Annotated in this window: 19 protein-coding genes and 1 pseudogene; 16 read left to right on the top strand and 4 right to left on the bottom strand. The window is 54.5% G+C overall.

Annotation, left to right across the window (positions count from 1 at the left end):
* The first annotated feature begins 84 nt into the window (after positions 1-84).
* The 11 genes from DS901_RS14885 to ureG all read left to right on the top strand — a co-directional run bounded on the left by DS901_RS14885 (position 85) and on the right by ureG (position 10,115).
* A complete protein-coding gene (locus tag DS901_RS14885) occupies positions 85-1,650 on the top strand; it encodes a lysine--tRNA ligase (protein ID WP_113777705.1) in 1,566 nt (521 codons plus the stop codon).
* A gap of 169 nt (positions 1,651-1,819) precedes the next feature.
* Positions 1,820-4,108 carry a glycosyl hydrolase family 28-related protein gene (locus tag DS901_RS14880; RefSeq protein WP_113778051.1) on the top strand — a complete coding sequence of 763 codons (2,289 nt, stop codon included), beginning with the start codon at positions 1,820-1,822 and terminating at the stop codon, positions 4,106-4,108.
* A gap of 264 nt (positions 4,109-4,372) precedes the next feature.
* Positions 4,373-5,122, top strand: coding sequence for an urease accessory protein UreD (locus tag DS901_RS14875; RefSeq protein WP_258546748.1), 750 nt, complete (start codon positions 4,373-4,375; stop codon positions 5,120-5,122).
* Positions 5,123-5,125: 3 nt separating this feature from the next.
* Entirely contained in the window at positions 5,126-5,428 is a 303-nt protein-coding gene (locus DS901_RS14870; RefSeq protein WP_113777704.1) for an urease subunit gamma, read from the top strand.
* A gap of 42 nt (positions 5,429-5,470) precedes the next feature.
* Positions 5,471-5,776, top strand: coding sequence for an urease subunit beta (locus DS901_RS14865; RefSeq protein WP_113777703.1), 306 nt, complete (start codon positions 5,471-5,473; stop codon positions 5,774-5,776).
* A gap of 1 nt (position 5,777) precedes the next feature.
* The gene (gene ureC / locus DS901_RS14860) at positions 5,778-7,538 is read left to right on the top strand and encodes an urease subunit alpha (protein ID WP_113777702.1); all 1,761 of its coding nucleotides are present in this window, start codon (positions 5,778-5,780) and stop codon (positions 7,536-7,538) included.
* A gap of 96 nt (positions 7,539-7,634) precedes the next feature.
* On the top strand, positions 7,635-7,772 hold the full coding sequence (locus DS901_RS18815; protein WP_181820887.1) for a hypothetical protein: 138 nt from the start codon (positions 7,635-7,637) through the stop codon (positions 7,770-7,772).
* 38 nt (positions 7,773-7,810) lie between these two features.
* Entirely contained in the window at positions 7,811-8,404 is a 594-nt protein-coding gene (locus DS901_RS14855; RefSeq protein WP_147249945.1) for a hypothetical protein, read from the top strand.
* Positions 8,405-8,406: 2 nt separating this feature from the next.
* Positions 8,407-8,865: an urease accessory protein UreE gene (locus DS901_RS14850; RefSeq protein WP_113777700.1), complete on the top strand. Its 459-nt coding sequence runs from the start codon at positions 8,407-8,409 to the stop codon at positions 8,863-8,865.
* Positions 8,813-9,490: an urease accessory protein UreF gene (locus tag DS901_RS14845; protein WP_258546747.1), complete on the top strand. Its 678-nt coding sequence runs from the start codon at positions 8,813-8,815 to the stop codon at positions 9,488-9,490. Before DS901_RS14850 ends, DS901_RS14845 begins: the two co-directional genes overlap by 53 nt.
* A 16-nt stretch (positions 9,491-9,506) precedes the next feature.
* Positions 9,507-10,115: an urease accessory protein UreG gene (gene ureG / locus DS901_RS14840; protein ID WP_181820886.1), complete on the top strand. Its 609-nt coding sequence runs from the start codon at positions 9,507-9,509 to the stop codon at positions 10,113-10,115.
* On the opposite strand, the gene DS901_RS14835 is transcribed toward ureG, so the two are convergent.
* Positions 10,084-10,776, bottom strand: coding sequence for a hypothetical protein (locus tag DS901_RS14835; RefSeq protein ID WP_113777698.1), 693 nt, complete (start codon positions 10,774-10,776; stop codon positions 10,084-10,086). The genes ureG and DS901_RS14835 overlap by 32 nt on opposite strands.
* A 262-nt stretch (positions 10,777-11,038) precedes the next feature.
* On the opposite strand from DS901_RS14835, the gene acs reads away from it, so the two are divergent.
* Entirely contained in the window at positions 11,039-12,997 is a 1,959-nt protein-coding gene (gene acs, locus DS901_RS14830) for an acetate--CoA ligase (RefSeq protein ID WP_113777697.1), read from the top strand.
* Between the two features lie 91 nt (positions 12,998-13,088).
* Here acs and DS901_RS14825 read toward each other — a convergent pair whose 3' ends face one another.
* The 3 genes from DS901_RS14825 to DS901_RS14815 all read right to left on the bottom strand — a co-directional run bounded on the left by DS901_RS14825 (position 13,089) and on the right by DS901_RS14815 (position 17,480).
* Positions 13,089-14,078, bottom strand: a complete 990-nt coding sequence (locus DS901_RS14825; protein ID WP_113777696.1) for a hypothetical protein — start codon at positions 14,076-14,078, stop codon at positions 13,089-13,091.
* A gap of 295 nt (positions 14,079-14,373) precedes the next feature.
* The gene (locus DS901_RS14820) at positions 14,374-15,993 is read right to left on the bottom strand and encodes a di-heme oxidoredictase family protein (RefSeq protein ID WP_113777695.1); all 1,620 of its coding nucleotides are present in this window, start codon (positions 15,991-15,993) and stop codon (positions 14,374-14,376) included.
* Positions 15,994-16,136: 143 nt separating this feature from the next.
* A complete protein-coding gene (locus DS901_RS14815) occupies positions 16,137-17,480 on the bottom strand; it encodes a mechanosensitive ion channel family protein (RefSeq protein WP_113777694.1) in 1,344 nt (447 codons plus the stop codon).
* A 132-nt stretch (positions 17,481-17,612) separates the two neighbouring features.
* Between DS901_RS14815 and DS901_RS14810 the strand changes: the two genes are divergently transcribed.
* From DS901_RS14810 to leuD, 4 genes and pseudogenes are all read left to right on the top strand, one after another.
* Positions 17,613-17,897 (top strand): calcium-binding protein, encoded by a 285-nt coding sequence (locus DS901_RS14810; protein WP_113777693.1) that lies wholly within the window; start codon positions 17,613-17,615, stop codon positions 17,895-17,897.
* A gap of 11 nt (positions 17,898-17,908) precedes the next feature.
* Positions 17,909-18,553, top strand: a pseudogene (locus DS901_RS14805) (calcium-binding protein); the annotation flags it as partial.
* A 198-nt stretch (positions 18,554-18,751) separates the two neighbouring features.
* Positions 18,752-20,158, top strand: coding sequence for a 3-isopropylmalate dehydratase large subunit (gene leuC, locus DS901_RS14795; protein WP_113777691.1), 1,407 nt, complete (start codon positions 18,752-18,754; stop codon positions 20,156-20,158).
* Positions 20,158-20,763 (top strand): 3-isopropylmalate dehydratase small subunit, encoded by a 606-nt coding sequence (gene leuD, locus DS901_RS14790; protein WP_113777690.1) that lies wholly within the window; start codon positions 20,158-20,160, stop codon positions 20,761-20,763. The genes leuC and leuD overlap by 1 nt, the downstream gene beginning before the upstream one ends.
* The last annotated feature ends 60 nt before the right edge of the window (positions 20,764-20,823 follow it).

Here is a 20,823-nt window from a genome sequence, read left to right as displayed (position 1 = left end):
ATTTATTGACGCTGCCGCGCTGTCGCAATAGGGAGAGCGCAAACAATGGCGCCATTGGGGTGCCGATCAGACGTGAGAAATATCATGACCAATATGCGCGACGCGGCGATGACATCCAAGGCTTGGCCCTTTGAAGAGGCGCGCCGTGTGCTCAAACGGTATGAAAAGAAGGAACCCGAGAAAGGGTATGTGCTGTTTGAAACGGGCTATGGCCCGTCTGGCCTGCCGCATATCGGCACCTTTGGTGAGGTAAGCCGCACAACGATGGTGCGTCGTGCCTTTGAGATGATTTCTGACATCCCGACGAAATTGCTGTGCTTTTCGGATGATATGGACGGAATGCGCAAAATTCCGGGGAACGTGCCGGACCCGGCCGCATTAGAACCGTTCATCCAAAAACCGCTGACAGCCGTGCCCGATCCATTTGGCACGCATGGCAGTTTCGGTGATCATATGAATGCGCGGCTGAATAATTTTCTGGACACGTTTGGGTTTGAATATGAATTCGCGTCGTCGACCGAATATTACCAGTCAGGCAAGATGGACGCGATCCTGCTGAAGGCTGCCGAAAAATACGATGACGTGATGGCGATCATGCTCAAATCATTGCGCGAAGAACGTCGCCAGACCTATTCGATCTTTTTGCCGATCAGCCCGACGACGGGTCAGGTGCTTTATGTGCCTATGAAAGAAGTCACCAAAGACGGCAACATCACGTTTACGGATGTTGATGGCACGGATGTGACGATGCCGGTCACTGGCGGGAACTGTAAATTGCAGTGGAAACCAGACTTTGGCGCGCGTTGGGCGGCACTTGGCGTTGATTTCGAAATGTACGGCAAAGACCATGCGACCAATACCGCGATCTACGGCGGGATTTGCCGTGCGTTGGGGGGGCGTCCACCGGAAAACTTTACCTATGAGTTGTTCCTTGACGCCGATGGGCACAAGATTTCCAAGACATCGGGTAATGGCCTGACGATCGACGAATGGCTGACCTATGCATCCACCGAAAGCCTGTCGTATTTCATGTACCTAAAACCCAAAACGGCAAAACGGATGCATTTTGATGTGATCCCCAAGGCTGTTGATGAATATCACCAACAGCTACGAGCCTACCCAGATCAAGATGACAAAGGCCAGTTGAATAACCCAGTTTTCCATATCCACGGTGATAACGTACCTGCCTCTGACATGGTTGTGCCATTTGCAATGTTGTTGAACCTTGCGTCGGTTTCGGGTGCGGAAGACAAAGAAACGCTTTGGGGCTTTATCCAGCGTTATGCGCCCGACGCGTCCGCTGAAAACAATCCGCAAATGGATCAGGCCGCGGGCTTTGCCGTCAGCTATTACAACGATTTTGTGAAACCGACCAAAACCTACCGTGCCCCAACCGATCAAGAACGCGCCGCAATGGAAGATATGGTCGCGCGGCTTAAGGTTTGGGATGGCGGGTTGGACGCCGAAGCTTTGCAAACGATGGTGTTCGCGGTTGGTAAAGATCATGAATTTGATCCGTTACGCAACTGGTTTACCGCCCTTTACGAGGTTCTATTGGGCGCGTCCCAGGGGCCACGTTTTGGTGGTTTCATCGCGCTTTACGGCGTTGAAGAAACAATCAAATTGATCGAAGCACAGCTCGCAGCCTGAATTTTATAAATACGATCTTAAAGGCCGGGTTCACGCCCGGCCTTTTTGCGTTGCGCGCCCCACCGTGACGGTGGTGTCAGGGCTACTTTAGCAGTTTCACATACCTCTTTGGCCGCGGTGCCGCATGACGCGGAACCCAATTGCACGCCCTGTCAGAGAAGGTTTTTCAATGAATAAAGCGATTACAGACGGAATTGTATTTCAACCGCTGCCGTTCTCGGCGGGGCTTGGTGTTTGGTCCAGCGGCGAAGGCACGCCGGGGTCTGACACCTATGCGATTAGCGGATCGGGCGTGTTTGTCGCTGCAGATGCGGATTTCGCAGGGTGTCTTGAGATTCTTAAGGTCGATCCGATAGCGCATGTGCGCTACATGACCGAAACGCCGATTCTGCCGGGCTGTTATTTGCGTGTGACGGCAAAGGTTAAAGCGATCTCTGGCCCGTTGGCAGGGGTGCGCGTGTCTGGTTGGGCGGGGGTGACCGGGGGCGCTGCTGCTGCGGGTCTGCCCAGCTACGGCCCCGAGGTGCAGCTAACGACATATGGCGAAGTGGTTGAAATCACAGCTATCATCGGCACAGGTGATCGGACAGGCGTGGACATGCTGTGGACGGGTGCAGATTATGGACATCTTGGGATTGATTTGACCGGGCCGACAGGGGGTGTTGTGCGCGTTGACGACATTCAGATCGAAGATGTCAGCGCGGTGTTCACCCGCGATCTTCTCGCGATTGTTGATGTGCTTGATTACGGCGCAAAGGGGGATGGGGTCACCGATGATAGCGCCGCATTTGAGGCGGCAGATACCGTTGCCGATGGCCGCACCGTCATGGTGCCACCGGGGAATTACCTGCTGCAAAACGACGTCACGATGGAAAACCATGTGAAGTTCGAAGGCCGGATCATTCAGGACCCGACTTACCGGTTCATCATGCAACGTGGCTATAATTACGATGCCTATCTTGATGCTTTTCAGAACGAAGAACTGGCTTTCAAGAAAGCCTATCAAGCGTTGATCAACTTTGCAGATCACGAATCGCTTGATCTTTGTGGGCGCCGTGTGGCCTTGACCGAACCCGTTGATATGCAGGCATGTGACCCGACGCGGCTTGAATATGCGACACGGCGGGTTGTGCGCAATGGGCAGTTCCAACCGGTGTCAGGTGCCGCTTGGGACACGGAAATTTTCACGTCAACCGCAAGCTATGCCGCCGTGAACGATTTGGAACTGACCAATGTCGTTGATATCGCCAATATTCCGGTGGGTTCATTGGTTTCCGGGAATGGTGTTGGGCGCGAAATCTATGTGAGCGCCGTTGACGTGCCCGGTCAAAGCCTGACGCTCAGCGCGCCGCTATATGATGCGGAAGGCAGCCAAAACTTCACCTTCACCCGCTTTAAATACCTGCTCGATTTTTCGGGCTACGACAAGCTGAACCAGTTCGTGTTGGATGACATCGAATTTCAGGGGTCTGGTATCGCGAGTGGGATCATGCTTGCCCCGGCTGGGCTGACGTTTCACCTGCGTGATTGCTTTGTGAATAAGCCCAAAGATCGTGGGCTTACATCGCCGGGGCGCGGGTGTCAGGGGATGATGATTGACCGTTGTCAGTTTATTTCAGACGAGCAATCCTTGCCCGTCGCGGCACGGGTCAGCATCGGGTTCAACGCCAATGCAAACGATGTAAAAATCCGCGATAACCGGGTCAACCGGTTTAAGCATTTTTGTATTTTGTCGGGGTCTGGTTCGTTGATTACAGCCAACCATTGGTTTCATGGTGACGATGAGGTTTTGGGCGTGCGCAAGGGTGGGGTGATCATCACATCACCGAACCCCAAAACCATTTTCACTGGCAACTACTGCGACAATAATTTCATTGAATGGACCAATGAACATAGCAGCGACCCGGCACTTGGTGTGCAGTTTTCCTTCGGCGGGCTGACGATTACGGGCAATATTTTCTTGACTAGCGATGTCGCGTCTTGGGCGAATTTTATTGTGATTAAACCTTACGGCCCGGGGCATTATATTAGCGGCTTTGCGGTCCTAGGGAATGTGTTCCGTTCGTCGAACGGCCAGATTGATCGGGTTGAACGGGTGGATACAACGTTTGCTGATCTTGATTATAGCCGGACGCGCGGGCTCGAATTTCGGGGTAATACGTTCCACAACGTGCATGAACCTGTGGCGAACCCGGTGACCTTGGAACATGACCAAGCCACTGAGGCGCTGACTTGGGTCATGGACACAGGTGCGGCGCTGCCGTTTGAAGGCCATGCGCTTTATGTGGATAGCGTGCTGCCTGATGGGGCAATCACCAATAGCGCGGGAACACGTATTCATGAATTGCCTTGGGCCGAGGGCGGGCAGGGGGCTGACAATCGAACGGTGCATCTGAATTGGGGAACCGCCGTCAAAGGACGTGCGCGCTATCATGTGCGGATGGATAACCCGTATTGATGGCATGATGTGAACGGGTTTCAGGGGGCGCATTTTGCGCCCCTATTGCGTTTTGGATGCCGTGCTGCCGCATTTTTGGGCGGTTGGGCTATTCCGCGTCAAAATTTGTGCGCTTTCGTGGCGTTTTGCTGGAAACTACTGCGTGATTTTTGGCAGTTTGAACGGCGAAAGATTAATCGTCGAGGCCAGCCCATTACCTATGCCGCCCAAATACACGCAGCCGACGCCGTGCCAACTGGCCCGCGCGCAAAGGGCGCATTGGTATTGACCGCGAAACGTCGCGGGGCCGAGACGGTGATTGCTGATTTACGGCAAGAAGGATCGCTCAAGGCGTTGTTTCCGCGTGTGCGCGGCGATGCACTGGACGCTGTGTTCCTAAATACAGCGGGCGGTCTGACAGGTGGCGATCAGATGCAGTTTGACGTGACCGCAAGCGCGGGCGCGCATATCACCTTGTCGTCGCAAGCCGCTGAACGCGGCTACCGTGCACACCCCGGTCAGATCGCGCAGTCAAAGGTCGCTTTGAACGTCGGATCAGGGGGGCGCATCGATTGGATCCCCCAAGAAACCATTCTGTTCGAAAGTGCGGCGCTTGACCGGCAGATGCATGTGCATCTGGCCGCGGACGCAACGGCACTTATTGTTGAACCTGTCATCTTTGGCCGCCCTGCAATGGGTGAAGATGTGCGGAACTTGCGTTTTACCGATCAATGGCGGATTTGGCGTGACAATAAATTGGTTTTTGCGGATGCGCTGCGATTGATTGGCGACGCCAAAACCCATCTGCAACGCCGGGCGATTGCAGGCAATGCCGGGGCAATGGCGACGATTGTCTTGGCGGGGCCGCAAGCGCAAAAACTTGATTTACCTGAAACCTGTGGCGCAAGTTTGATTGCAGATGATTTGCTTTTGGTGCGGCTTTTGGCCGAAGATGGGTTTGCGCTGCGCCGCATTCTAATTCCTGTTGTTGAGGCGCTGTCATGCGCGCCGATCCCCCGAGTTTGGAGACTATAGACCATGCAACTGACCCCGCGTGAAAAAGACAAACTATTGATCGCCATGGCGGCCGAGGTCGCGCGCAAGCGTCTGGCCCGTGGCGTCAAGCTGAACTACCCCGAAGCGATTGCGCTGATCACCGATGCCGTTGTCGAAGGCGCGCGTGATGGGCGGTCCGTCGCTGACATGATGCAGGCGGGTGCCGCTGTGATCACCCGCGATCAGGTCATGGATGGCATCGCCGAAATGATCCACGAAGTGCAGGTCGAAGCGACATTCCCAGACGGGACAAAATTGGTGACAGTGCATGACCCGATCCGTTGATTTTTTGAGTATTTTTAGCAAGATGATGAGAGGGGGAGCGCAATGAAACCCGGTGAATTGATCGTCGCAGAGGGCGATATTACATTAAATGCAGGCGCCGAAGTTGTGGTGATGGAAGTGGCCAATACAGGCGACCGCCCCGTACAAGTCGGATCGCATTTTCATTTTGCAGAAACCAACCCTGCGTTGGATTTTGACCGCGCAGCCGCACATGGCTTGCGTTTGGATATCGCTGCGGGCACCGCCGTGCGGTTTGAACCGGGGCAACGCCGCGAAGTATCACTGATCCCGATGTCCGGCGCGCGCCGCGTATTTGGGTTTAATGCAAACGTGATGGGGGATCTTTAAGATGCCAGCAGTAATTTCGCGCCGTGACTATGCGGCTATGTTTGGGCCCACAGTGGGCGATAAGGTTCGGCTTGCCGATACGGATTTGATTATCGAAGTTGAGCGTGATTTGACCGCCGAAGCTGCGGGTGCAGCTGTCACTGGCGGGTCGGGTGGCAACGCTTTGTATTATGGTGAAGAGGTCAAGTTCGGCGGTGGTAAAGTCATTCGCGACGGCATGGGCCAATCGCAAGCGACCCGCGCTGAAGGGGCCGTTGATACGGTCATCACCAATGCGCTGATCGTGGATTGGACCGGTATTATCAAGGCGGATGTTGGCCTAAAGGGCGGCGTGATCGTTGCTATCGGTAAGGCGGGTAATCCAGATACCCAACCGGGCGTGGATATCATCGTGGGCCCCGGAACCGAGGCGATTGCAGGCGAGGGCCGTATTCTGACGGCTGGCGGGATCGACAGCCATATCCACTTTATCTGCCCGCAACAGATTGAGGATGCGTTGCATTCCGGCCTGACCACGATGATCGGCGGCGGCACTGGCCCGGCGCATGGGACGCTGGCGACGACCTGCACGCCTGGGCCTTGGCACCTGGGTCGGATGATGCAGTCAGCTGATGCCTTTCCGATGAACCTTGCCTTCGCGGGGAAGGGTAATGCGTCTTTGCCTGCCGCATTGGAAGAACAAGTGTTGGGCGGCGCATCTTGCCTTAAGTTGCACGAAGACTGGGGGACCACCCCTGCGGCTATCGATAACTGCTTGTGTGTCGCAGACGCGATGGACGTGCAGGTGATGATCCACACCGATACACTGAATGAATCTGGCTTTGTCGAAAACACTGTGGGGGCCATGAAAGGCCGCACGATCCACGCCTTCCATACCGAAGGTGCCGGTGGTGGGCACGCGCCTGATATCATTAAAATTTGCGGTGAGGCGCATGTGCTGCCGTCCTCTACCAATCCAACACGGCCCTTTACGGTGAACACGGTGGATGAGCATCTCGATATGTTGATGGTTTGCCATCATCTTGATAAATCCATCCCCGAAGATGTCGCTTTTGCCGAAAGCCGTATCCGCCGGGAAACCATTGCCGCCGAAGATATTTTGCACGACATGGGCGCATTTTCGATTATCGCATCCGACAGCCAGGCGATGGGTCGCGTCGGTGAAGTGCTGATCCGCACGTGGCAAACGGCTGATAAAATGAAGAAACAGCGCGGTAGCCTGCCCGAGGAAACCGGTGATAACGACAACATGCGTGTGCGCCGTTATATCGCGAAATATACAATTAACCCTGCCATTGCGCATGGGATTTCGGCGCATGTTGGCTCAATCGAGGTGGGCAAACGTGCGGATCTAGTGCTGTGGAACCCCGCGTTCTTTGGAGTGAAACCTGAAATGATTCTGATGGGTGGCACGATTGTCGCGGCACAGATGGGCGATCCGAATGCGTCCATTCCGACGCCGCAGCCCGTTTACACGCGCCCGATGTTTGGTGCCTACGGCCGGTCGGTTGAAAATTCCGCAGTGACCTTTGTCAGTGCAGCGGCCCAAGACGACGGGTTGCGTGACAAACTGGGGCTGGCGAAACAAACATTGCCGGTGTCCAACACCCGTGGGATCGGCAAGCGTGATCTGAAACTGAACGATGCGATGCCACATATGGAAGTAAACCCCGAAACCTACGAAGTGCGCGCTGATGGTGAATTGCTCACCTGTGAACCGGCGAAAGAATTGCCAATGGCGCAGCGGTATTTCCTATTTTGATGTGGATGACGTTACGTCTGGGGGGCTTGATTGCTGCGATGCAGCATTTTAACATGGGTCTTAGGGAGGAAACCATCGCTTTGAATGAGGCACGATATGGCTTTCCAGACAGACAACACAATGATCACGAACCGCGAAATGGCGACCGAATTGGTCAAAGCCAGTGTGCGCGAAACGCTGCGCTTACCGCTGACGGCGGCGCGTTTTGTGTATCGACTAACGACGCGCAGATAAAATTACGCTACCTTTTGGCAAAACCAAAGGGGAGCGTTATGATGAAACATCTATTTTGCCTTGCTGCATTGGCTGGGCCCGCTTGGGCGGATTGCCCGGTCGCGGCTGATTTGGCGGCGGGGATCACGTTCCAAATGGGTCCGGACGTGTCAGAGACCTATCAAATGTTGTCCGCGGATCAGGTGGCGTTAACCAGTACCTATTCGGATGGCTATGTCTCGCGTGCGCTGCTGGGACAGGGCGTCTATTTGCTCGAATTTGTCGAAATCGACAATGGGGTTCCTGCGTTAGATACGCGGGTGGACTATGTGTTCAGCATCCTTCCCGATGAGATGCCGGCCCCTGAACCGGGCGGGGTCTTTTTAGGGCGTATGACTGTGTCTGACAGCGCGGGTACATATGAAGATAAGGTGGTCGCGCGCTGGGGTGCTCTTGAGCAGCGGACATATGGCGATTGTACCTATGATATGATTGCGGGCACGCTCGCTTCATCGGGCGATGGGTATCCTTATGAAGAGGGAATACACTATCTGCCAGAGCTGGGCATCGGGTATCTTGCCACTTATTTGGATGTCGAAACGGACGAGATGGATGTCTATGAGGTCACCGGCATTGTGCCGGTTGGAAAATAAACATGCAGGCGGTTGCCCATCACACACATCGTCATGCGCACGGCCCTGTCGCCGACAGTGTTTCGCTGACCTATGATGCGCGGCTTTTGCGGCGCAAGCGGTTGGTGACAACGGGCGGAGAGCCGTTTTTGGTTGATCTTGCCCAGACGACATCAGTTGATGCGGGCCATGTTTTTGTGCTGGATGACGGCCGTGAAATTGGTGTCACCGCTGCCGATGAACCGCTGATGCGGATCAACGGCGATTTGGTGCGGCTCGGCTGGCATATCGGCAATCGTCATGCGCCCTGTGCAATATTACCTGATGCGCTGGTTGTGCAGCGTGAAAAAGTCATGCGCGCGATGTTGGAACAATTGGGTGCAACTGTGACTGATTTTGACGGGCCGTTTACCCCCGAAGGCGGGGCATATGGGCATGGCCGCACAATGGGCCATGATCACAGCCATTCTCATGCACATTGATCACCTTTTAACTCTGACCCAATGGCTGTCACCCGCCTATCCAATTGGTGCATTTGCTTGGTCTCATGGGTTGGAACGTGCTGTGCAACGCGGCGATGTGGAAGGGGCGCAAGGTTTGCAAGACTGGTTGGTAGATGTGCTGACCCATGGGGCCGGGCGCACGGACGCGATTTTGCTTTGCGTGGCACATGGGGCGGATGATGTGACCGAAGTCGCAGCTCTCGCCGCGGTATTGGCCCCATCCCAAGAACGCCGGATGGAGACCATGCAGCAAGGGGCGGCTTTTGCCGCAACAACCCGTGCGGTCTGGCATTTAGACCTACCGGATATGGCGTATCCAGTGGCGGTTGGGCGGGCCGTTGGGCTGATGGGGGTGCCTGCTGCGCAAACAGCGCAGGTTTGGTTGCAATGCTTTGCGAGCAATCTGGTGCAGGCCGCGCAGCGGCTGATGCCGCTCGGCCAAACCGAAGGGCAGCGTATTTTGGCGGCACTCGCGCCGATCTGTCGCGATATAGGCATGCAGGCCGCGCATTCTGATCTCGGTGCGATTGGCTCATCAACCCTCGCTGTTGATATCGCATCGATGCAGCACGAAACCCAAAGCCCACGTATTTTTCGATCCTAAGTAGAAAGCCATCATCATGTCACCGCACGGACCATTGCGCGTTGGAATTGGGGGGCCTGTTGGGGCCGGTAAAACCACACTGACCGCCGCGCTTGCTAAAGCGCTGAAAGATCAGTTCAGCCTTGGTGTGATTACCAACGATATCTACACCCAAGAAGATGCCGAAGCCTTGATGCGCATGCAAATCTTGCCTGCTGATCGGGTTATGGGCGTCGAAACTGGCGGCTGCCCGCATACGGCGATCCGCGAGGATGCGTCGATCAACCTTGCCGCTATTTCTGAAATGCGCGCGCGTCATGCCGATCTAGAACTGGTGTTAATCGAAAGTGGCGGTGACAATCTGTCGGCGACCTTTAGCCCGGAATTGGCGGATGTGACGATCTATGTGATCGATGTGGCTGCCGGCGAAGAGATCCCGCGCAAGGGTGGTCCGGCGATTACGCGTTCGGATATTCTTGTGATCAATAAAACAGATCTGGCACCGCACGTCGGCGCCTCGCTCGATGTTATGGCACGGGATGCGGCCAAAATGCGCGGCGATCTTCCCGTTGTTTTTGCAAGCCTGCGCAATGGGCAAGGCGTTGAGGCGGTAATTACTCTGCTGCGCGAAATCGGGGGATTGTAGCGGTTGTCCATATATCCACTCTGATCGCCGGATCTTGATCTTCGGTCAACGATTGTACAGCCCCAACACTGATTGAGGTGCGGTCATTGAGGTGGAAAATCACTGCGGGGTTGATTTTGGCATAGGTGTTATCATTGCCACCTTGTCCGGTCTGCAATTGCGCCATGACTGTCCAGTGATCGTTAAAATGGTGGCCCCATGTGAGGTCCGCCTTCGCAAGCCAAGCTTGGTCAATCGTACCGTAAGTGGCGCTGGTATCAACAGTTAGCCACCCACTATCCAGCCCGCGTCCCCACGAAACACCGCCGCGCGTCAGATATTCAATGCCCCCAAATGCATCCATACGCCCGCCTAACCCGATTTGCGCCCCGAAAACATTATCGCCCGCAGGCTGCCCGATTGGAAAGCTGGCAAAGGCAACGGCGGATTGGGTGCCCTCAAGCACCGTCGCGTGATAGTCGATGCCTAGGGTAACTATGCCGTTCAACCCGTATTCGCCATAGAACGTCGGATCGAAATTCACCGGTGCTTGCGGGTTTTCCGAAAGCATAAAGCTTCCACCGCTTGCGAAGAACAGCTGACCTTTCTCACGCGCCCAAGGCCCGGCACAAAGCGGTGTGGCACATAGAATTGTAGATATGAGCGTAACCAATAAACGCATGCGCGACCCTTTACCTGCGCCAAGCCTGCGTTGTTGTGGTTAATTTCTAATTAAGATTGTTAGGCTCGGAAATCGGTGCGCGCCTGTGGAGAGGCTAGTCAAAAATATTACAAAACGCACGCCTCGCGGGTGTCAAGATTGACAAATTGCACATCGGGCTGGCTAGAAACCTTGGATTCCTGACCATTGTGATCATGATATGCGGCGGAGGGACTCGGCCGTGGGCTTGGGTCAAAAAACACGTCACTCGGGGGGAGATACCATGACCGATCAAACATCCAAGATGTATCCGCCGTCAGCGGAAATGGCTGCCAATGCGCATGCAGATAAGGCGACCTATGACGCGATGTACGCGCAATCAATTTCAGACCCCGAAGGTTTTTGGGCCGAACACGGCAAGCGTTTGGAATGGATCAAACCATTTACAAAGGTTAAGAACACCAGCTTTGAGCCGGGTGACATCGACATCAAATGGTTCGAAGACGGCACGCTGAACGTCGCCGCCAACTGTATCGACCGCCATCTTGAAACCCGTGGTGATCAAACCGCGATCATCTGGGAACCCGATAGCCCCGATGATGAGGCGCAGCACATCACCTACAAAGAGCTGTATGCGCGCACCTGCAAAATGGCGAATGTGCTCAAAGAAATGGGCGTCACTAAGGGCGACCGCGTTGTGCTCTATCTGCCAATGATCCCCGAAGCCGCCTATGCGATGTTGGCTTGTGCGCGGATCGGGGCGATCCACTCGATCGTGTTCGCCGGATTCTCTGCAGAAGCTTTGGGCGCGCGGGTCAATGCTTGTGACGCGAAAGTTGTGATTACATCTGACGGTGCGCCACGTGGTGGCCGTGTGACTAACCTCAAAGACAGTGTGAACCAAGCCTTGCTGCATGACTATCACGATGTGAAATGTCTTGTTGTCAAACGCACTGGCCAGCAAATTGCTTGGCGTGGGGAAGGTGATTACTGGCTGCACGAGATGGAAGAAAAAGTCAGCGCAGACTGCCCACCTGCTGAGATGAACGCCGAAGATCCGCTGTTCATCCTTTACACATCCGGATCAACTGGGCAGCCCAAAGGCGTTGTACACTCCTCCGGCGGCTATCTCGTTTATGCGTCAATGACGCAGCAATACACATTCGATTACCATGATGGTGACGTGTTCTGGTGTACCGCTGATGTTGGCTGGGTCACGGGGCACAGCTATATTGTCTACGGTCCGCTGGCCAATGGCGCGACCACGGTGATGTTCGAAGGCGTGCCGACCTACCCAGACGCGGGCCGGTTTTGGCAGGTTTGCGAAAAGCACAAGGTCAATCAATTCTATACCGCTCCAACGGCGATCCGGGCATTGATGGGACAAGGCACAAAATTCGTTGAAAAATACGACCTTTCTGATCTTAAAGTGCTGGGCACAGTGGGTGAGCCGATTAACCCAGAAGCTTGGAACTGGTACAATGATGTTGTTGGCAAAGGCATCGTGCCGATCGTCGACACATGGTGGCAGACTGAAACTGGCGGTCACTTGTTGACACCATTGCCGGGCGCAACGTCGACGAAACCGGGATCTGCGACTGTGCCATTCTTTGGCGTACAGCCGGTGATTTTGGAGCCCACGTCAGGCGAAGAAATTCACGACACCGCAGCAGAAGGCGTGCTATGCATGAAAGATAGCTGGCCCGCCCAAATGCGCACCGTTTGGGGCGATCATGAACGGTTCGAGAAAACCTATTTCAGCGATTACAAAGGTTACTACTTTACTGGCGACGGCTGTAAGCGCGACGAAGATGGATATTACTGGATCACTGGCCGGGTTGATGACGTGATCAACGTATCCGGTCACCGGATGGGGACCGCCGAAGTCGAAAGCGCACTTGTCGCCCATTCCAAAGTCGCTGAAGCCGCCGTCGTTGGCTATCCGCATGCGATTAAGGGGCAGGGGATCTACGCCTATGTCACCTTGATGTCGGGCGAGGAACCGACAGATGCGCTGCGCAAAGAACTGGAAGTCTGGGTGCGCGCTGAAATCGGCCCAATCGCCAAGCCTGACCTGATACAATGGGCGCCGGGGCTGCCAAAAACTCGCTCTGGCAAAATCATGCGTCGGATCCTACGCAAGATCGCTGAAAACGATCACGCAACATTGGGTGATATTTCGACGCTGGCGGACCCATCCGTGGTCGATGACCTGATCGAAAACCGGATGAACAAAGGCTAGCACCTGAGTCCAACAAATTCAGAAAGGCCGCGCAATTTGTTTGCGCGGCCTTTTGTTTTGCTTAGAAGTGGCCATGCCGTATTTCAATGAGCTATCGACCATAGCCGTGTTCGGCCTGTAATGCGCCCATTTCATCTATAAAACATGCGTTAATGCTATCAAATGTGCCTTCTTCATATCTGCGAAGATCTACAATATTGCGTGCAAGGTCCGCTTCGGCGCGGGGGCTGTTCCAATAGGTTTCATTCGGTATGATGCTCGTCCGTGGGCTTCGCATGGCGAATGGACCCATGGCATAAAGCATACTAGCGCCAACGGCGATACAGGTTTCAGAAGTTGAACCGCAATGGTTATCGCAAAACTGAGTTATCGGTGTCCATGAAGCAATTTGGCGACCCAATCGCGTGACGTCAGAAAGGCGTTCAATATCTTCTAGAATTTCACGTGGCGCAGGTGGCAACCAAACCATCTCGGATTGTTCGAAAATATCATTGTCAAGAATGCTTGTCGCAACACGTGCCGATCCAGCATATCGACCGGCATTTCCACTATTTGACTGATAAAGAGCCCAAAGCAGCAGCACATCGACTTCGGGTGGCAGCAGCGCGTCCATACCCTGGAGGGCTTCGATCAACGCGTCTGCCTCGCCTAGGTACAGCATGGATTGTGCCGCTAGAAGCGCGACTTCTATTTCGCCCGCGCTGATGAGGACCGATATTGCGGGGGCCTTTTCTCTGATCTGCGTGACCTGTAGGAGCGCAGTTGCCAATGGCTCGGTATCCTCTGCAAAGGTCAGCCATGATCTTCCCGAAAGGCCGCCCGGCGCTCTAAGTAGCGCGATGCGGTCAGCACGTTCCAGATCCGCAGTTACAGGGGAATGCAAGCCTCCTCTGGATGCAATCCCGGACAGCAGTATTTGTGCCGCTGGATTTTCCGCACGTGCCAGTACTGCCAGTGCTTCCAGTGCGATAAGGTCATCGCCGGCCAGCCAGCTATCAACGGCGGCAACAAATTCGGGCGCGTCCAAACCTGCAATAGGTGCGTTTTCGGCCGTGGCGGCTTTCGCAAAAAAATTGAACAAGTTATGGCGGCAAGAAAGCAATACAGTTTCATTTTTATCGACCTATTGAGCAGAAATGTATTTGCGATTTTTGCTACTTAAAGTGGAAACCGCAAGTGATAACACTTCAAAATGCGTTCGCGTTTGTAGGGTATTTGCAGAACCGCGAGCGCTCAGTCTTACTCGGCCTCAAATGCACCTATTTCACTTACCAGCAGCCTAACTGAAGATGATTTTTCGAGATCGAGAAACCAAAAACGGCCCGGCTTTGATCTCAAGCCGGGCCGCTTTTTTTCATTTTGATATGCTGCGCGCCTTAGTGCTCTTCTTCGGTGCTGTGGATTACAAGGTTTTCTAAGAATGCGATAAGCTCTTCTTGGTTCTCAGCGGGGAGTGCGACGTAGGCATCGCGGCTTTGTGCGCCTTCTCCGCCATGCAGCAAGATTGCTTCATTCAACGTGGTGGCGCGTCCGTCATGTAGCCATGGTCCTGTTGAACCAACGCTAGCAAGCGAGCGTGTCATGAACATTTCGGCACCGATCCCTAAGGGGGCAGATGGGTCTGCGAGGTCTGTGCCCATGTCGTGCCGTTTCAAATCAGTATACCAATTCACCACACCACGCCCCGATGCATCGCTCTTGATTGCGCCCAGATGATAGGCTTCGCCTGATGCCAGCGTGACCTGATTGTTTGGCGGGTCTGAGAGCATGTCGAACGACATCACCACATCAGGACGCAGCCCCCGATCCGCTGGATGCGAGCCATCTGGGAATGTGACGTCGTAGAAACCAGGGGTTTGGCTCGGTTCACGGAAAGTTGGATCGTTCAGGACCATTTCTTGAGTGTGGCAGCTGTTGCAGCCGACCGTTACAAAATGTTCCTGACCTGTCATGATTGCCGCCCGATCGTCCGCGGCCAAAGTCACTTGGCCGATATCGGCAAGCTCTATTAAGCTGGTTGGCCGTTCCAATGCGGCCATATAGATCGTCAATGCGGTGAGGTCGCCAACACTCAGTTCGTTTGTGACGCCGTCGAAATCGCCGTCAGCGTCGCCAACCATTTCAACGCCTTGCAGGCCCATTTCATTATGGGCTGCCCCACGGGTAAAGCTGCGCAGGGTTGCTTCGTTGCCTTTCCAGCCAAAGGGTTTGACTACAAGATCATCGTCCACCCCAGACAGGCCTGCGGTATTGATGGCGACAGAACATGGCGCTTCGGTCGTCCGTGTGAATTCCAGCGTGCCGAAGGTGACGCCCTTGGTGATCAGCACTGTCGTTGCACTGCCTTGTGTGCAGGCCTGCATCCGTCCTGCCTCGCGCTGCAGGTACAGATCGAGGCTCATTTCTTCGGCCAATCGTTGTGGGATAGCCAGCGCAAATAGCGGTGTGGTGTTGCGTTCTAGGTACTGTGACGGATCGCCTGTGTGTGCGGGGTCCAGTACCACGTTCAACGCGATCCCCCCTGCACCATTGGCCAATGGTGCGTTGTGGCAACCAATACACTGCGTCGAATTTGCACCGCCTTCGCGGGCCGGGAAATGCGTGGCCCATTCACCCGGTCCGTTTAAATCCGCGCGCGGGAACCGGCTGAACCGACGACCTTCGCCAATATTGGCCCCGACACCTTGGATGGCAGTAAAATCGGCTTCGGTCAGTTCATCGCCCATTTCAAACGCAAATTCAAAGGCGACATCACGCTGCCCATTGGCTACAAGGTCGTTAAGATAGAGCTGATCAATAGGCGCGAGCTCAAACTCTTCTTCACTTTCAGCGGCAACTTCGGCGACGGCTTCGATGGTTTCCGTTTCGGCGTCGATAGGGTGTTCAACATTCGCGGACGCGACAAATGCGGTCAAGTCGCCGGGTTGTGTCGTTTGAAAAAAAATGAATCCGCCCGCCAACAGGCCGACAAAGATCAGTGCTTTGATAATGTTCATTGTATTCTTGCGTCCCCAAAGAATCCTCTGATCTTAAGCAGATCACCATCGTACTGGTGCAATCAACGCGGATCTTTTCCGATAGCAGTTGTCGGCGTGAACTCGCCGCGATCAATCCTAAGTGGACTAATTATTAGTCGCGATTATTCAGAGTCGAGCAATTTCACCTCGCGCTGCGGGAACGGGATGCTGATGTTATTCTCAGCAAAAGCATCCCACAGGGCAAGAAACACATTGCCCCGGATATTGGTGAGACCGCCTGTTGGGTCGGTGATCCAAAACCGCAGAATGTAGTCGACCGAACTGTCGCCAAACCCGACGATATGGCAGACGGTTGGGCGCGAAGTCAGCACCCGGTCGACGCTTTGTGCGGCCGCGATGGCGATCTTGCGGACCTCATGTGGGTTGTCCGCATATGACGTTCCGAAATTGATATCGAGCCGCACAAATTCGTTGGAATGCGACCAGTTTACCACTTGCCCAGTGATCAGATCTTCGTTCGGGATCAGGTATTCTTTGCCGTCACGGGTGACAACAGACACATAACGCGCGCCAAGCGCGTTGATCCACCCAAAGGTTTCGCCAAGGCTGATTACATCACCCGGTTTGATGGATTTATCCAGCAAGATAATCACGCCCGACACAAGGTTTGACACGACCTTTTGCAAACCAAAGCCGAGGCCCACACCAATCGCACCTGACAGCACCGCAAGCCCGGTCAGGTCAATCCCAAGTGCTTGGACGCCGAAGTAGAATGCAGCGCTATAGATTACGATTTGTAGGCCCTTAATGATGAGCACCTGCATCGATGGGCTGATGTCAGGGTTGGCGCGCACCCGGTTCGCTGTCGTTGCCGTAAAGAACCGTGCCACGCTGATGAGCACACCAAGAATGACCAATGATTGCACTAGCAAGAGCATCGAAAACCTGATCTCGCCCACAGTGAACCCTGCGCTATTGAGCAGCCGTTCAGTGGGCGCAAGCAGCCCCAATATGCGCAGGCTGACATAGGTCCAAGCCCCATAGCGGACGGTTTTGCGTAATAGCGGACTCTTGATGAGCCGGGTGGCAAAGACAACCGCGAGCCATGCAAAAGCAAGCGTGCCAATGATCCCAAGCAGGTAACTGCGGCTGTTCCATGTGACCTCTCGCATCACAAATATGGTGAGCCAAATCAACGCCACAAAAAAGATCGCGCGCAGCCGTTGATTGATCACCACAAGAATACGAATACGCCATTTCGGCCAGTTTTCACGCGCGGCCATCCACGCCCTGATCCGCGGCCCTAGCGCGGCCCGAAGCACATGCGCCAAGACAAAAAGCCCAAGCGCGATCCCAAGCTGATAGATATTCCACGGGCGGATAAATCCGTCGGCAAATTGGCTGACATAGGCGAACAGATCGTTGCCAATTGTAAGAACCTGCTCCAACTGCGCATCCCCTGAAAGGCTGTCCGTTGTTTCTGGTCCGTCGCTATGCCCTGCCATGTCAATCTACCATGTTTTGCGCCAGTCTTGCACGCCATGGGCGGTCGGGCAAGCTGGGCAATGTTAAGGCTTGCTGTGTGACAAGCGTAAGGTTAACAAAAGCATAAAGTTATTCACCTATAGGGTGTTTTTATGTATATTACTTTGGCCGTATTGCTGGCGACCTTTGGCGTGATCATGTTGTCGGTAGAAGACGATGAAGATGATGAAACAGACGGCGAAATCACTGGCACAAGTGGCGCTGACGAAATTTCGGGGACCGACGGTGACGACATCATTCGTGGTTGGGCGGGCGATGACATAATTGACGGCGGGGCCGGTGACGACGAAATTCGTCCGGGCGAAGGCGACGATGTCGTTTATGGTGGTGACGGGCGCGATTGGATCATTGGCAGCCCCGGCAATGACGAGCTGTAGGCCAAGTTGGTGGCGACCGCGTGTTTGGTGGCGACGGTAACGATATCATCGACGGGGGCTATGGGTCTGATCGGCTTGGCGGGCAGGACGGAGATGACACCATTTTCGGCGGGTTTGATTCTCGTGACGAAGGTGGCGTGATTGTCCCCGCGTTGCAGGCGACAGATACGATCACTGGCGGCGACGGTGATGATACGATTTATATTTGGGGCGGCGATGGCACGGCTGACGGTGAGGATGGGTCAGACGATCTGGTTCTCGTGACCGGTTCAGCCTCATTGACTGCCGGCGCGGGCGATGGCGATGATTTCTATGTGCTGGCCAATGTCACCGATGATCAATTGACCTCTGCGACCATCGAAGATTTTGATCCAGGCCGGGATACGCTCACATTGACGTTGGATCATGTGCCAGAGGGCGGCACATTACCGGATGTCGATGTCACGTTGACGCAAACCACGGTCGATGGGGTGAATGGCGTTATGGTCGAAGCCGTTTACACTGGTTCTGGTGATGTCCCCGGTGATTTCGAAGGTGCGGTTGCTTTCTTGAAAGGTGTTACAACGGATCAGCTTGACGCAACGAATGTCTCGGTTGTTTCAACCGAAGAAGCTGACCTCTTCGATGCAGAGGCAACAATGGCTGCAATCGCCTGAATTTGACCGCCTGACCCTTGCGAGAAGGCGCTTCCATGTGTATTTGACCCGTTATGAAACAGGTTTTTGACATGGATGACCGTGCCCGGCTGCCTTGGCGGTTTTACGGCGCGAGCTGCACGATACTAGCTAAGGGTTAATCCCCTTGCCAATTCCGCACGCCTGAAGACATCTGAAAATTTGATACGGGAGAGGACAATGTCCCCCAAAACGCTCTATGATAAAATCTGGGATGCGCATGTCGCACACGAAGCTGACGACGGCACATGCTTGCTTTATATTGACCGCCACTTGGTTCACGAAGTGACCAGCCCGCAGGCCTTTGAAGGCTTGCGCATGGCTGGCCGCACAGTACGTGCGCCAGAAAAGACGATCGCGGTGCCTGATCACAACGTGCCGACGACATTGGACCGTGCGAATGCGGCCACAATGACTGAAGACAGCCGTATTCAGGTTGCCGCACTTGATACAAACGCCAAAGAATTTGGCCTGCACTATTACCCTGTGTCCGATGTCCGTCAGGGCGTTGTGCATATTGTTGGCCCTGAACAGGGGTGGACCTTGCCCGGCATGACGGTCGTTTGTGGGGACAGCCACACAGCAACCCACGGCGCGTTTGGGTCATTGGCACATGGGATCGGGACTTCCGAGGTCGAACATGTTCTGGCCACGCAAACGCTGATCCAGAAAAAGTCCAAAAACATGAAAGTTGAGATCACCGGCAAACTTGCGCCTGGTGTGACCGCCAAAGACATCACGATGGCTGTGATCGGCGAAACTGGTACTGCTGGCGGAACTGGCTATGTGATTGAATATTGCGGTGAAGCCATCCAAAGCCTGTCAATGGAAGGTCGGATGACGGTCTGTAACATGGCCATCGAGGGCGGCGCACGCGCTGGTCTGATCGCCCCCGATGAGACCACATACGCCTACTGTAAGGGTCGCCCACATGCGCCAAAAGGTGCGGATTGGGACGCGGCGTTGGAATATTGGAAAACGCTTTACACTGACGAAGGCGCGCATTTTGACAAAGTCCTGACCATCCGTGGCGAAGATATCGCACCACTGGTCACATGGGGGACATCACCCGAAGACGTGCTGCCGATCACTGGTGTGGTTCCTGATCCAAGCAGCTTTGAGGGCGGTAAAGCCGGGGCTGTGCAGCGTTCAATTGAGTATATGGGGCTGGAAGTTGGTCAAAAACTGTCCGACATCAAAATCGACACGGTGTTTATCGGCTCTTGCACCAACGGCCGGATTGAAGATTTCCGCGCTGCGGCCGCTGTGCTGAAAGGCAAAAAAATCAAAGAGGGGATGCGCGCAATGGTCGTACCCGGTTCTGGTCTGGTGCGTGCCCAAGCCGAAGAAGAAGGCATCGCCCAAATCTTTATCGATGCGGGATTTGAATGGCGGCTTGCGGGCTGTTCCATGTGCCTTGCGATGAACCCTGACCAATTGGCGCCGGGCGAACGCTGTGCATCAACATCCAATCGCAACTTTGAAGGCCGCCAAGGCTATCAAGGGCGCACACACCTGATGTCACCCGCAATGGCCGCAGCCGCTGCAATCACTGGTCACCTGACCGATATCCGGGAGATGAACTAATGGAAAAATTCACCACACTGAGCGGCATCGCTGCGCCACTGCCATTGGTCAACATCGACACCGATATGATCATTCCCAAGCAGTTTTTGAAAACCATCAAACGCTCGGGCCTTGGTGCGAACCTGTTTGATGAAATGCGGTTTGATCGTGACGGCACGGAAATCGCTGATTTTGTGCTCAACAAGCCACAGTACCGCGACGCGCAAATTCTTGTCGCTGGCGACAACTTTGGCTGCGGCTCGTCGCGCGAACACGCGCCTTGGGCGATTGCAGATTTCGGGATCACTTGCGTGATTTCAACATCGTTCGCAGATATCTTCTACAATAACTGCTTTAAGAACGGCATCTTGCCAATTGCGCTGTCACAAGAACAGGTGGATGTGTTGATGAAAGACGCTGAAAAAGGTTCAAACGCGCGGATCGAAGTTGATCTTGAAGCGCAAACCATCACGTCATCAGATGGCGATGTGTTTAGCTTTGAGGTGGATGCGTTCAAGAAACACTGCTTGCTTAACGGGTTGGATGACATTGGGTTGTCGCTCGAAAAAGTGGCTGCAATTGACAGCTTTGAAGCCACAGCAGCCGCAGAGCGCCCGTGGGTGTGATCCGCTTTTAATTGTTTTTGAAGAGGCCGCGAAACGTCGCGGCCTTTTCTATTTTAGAGA

Origin of the sequence: Loktanella sp. D2R18, from assembly GCF_003318235.1 — a bacterium.
GTDB lineage: Bacteria > Pseudomonadota > Alphaproteobacteria > Rhodobacterales > Rhodobacteraceae > Yoonia.
This window is presented reverse-complemented; position numbering and strand designations above follow the sequence as displayed.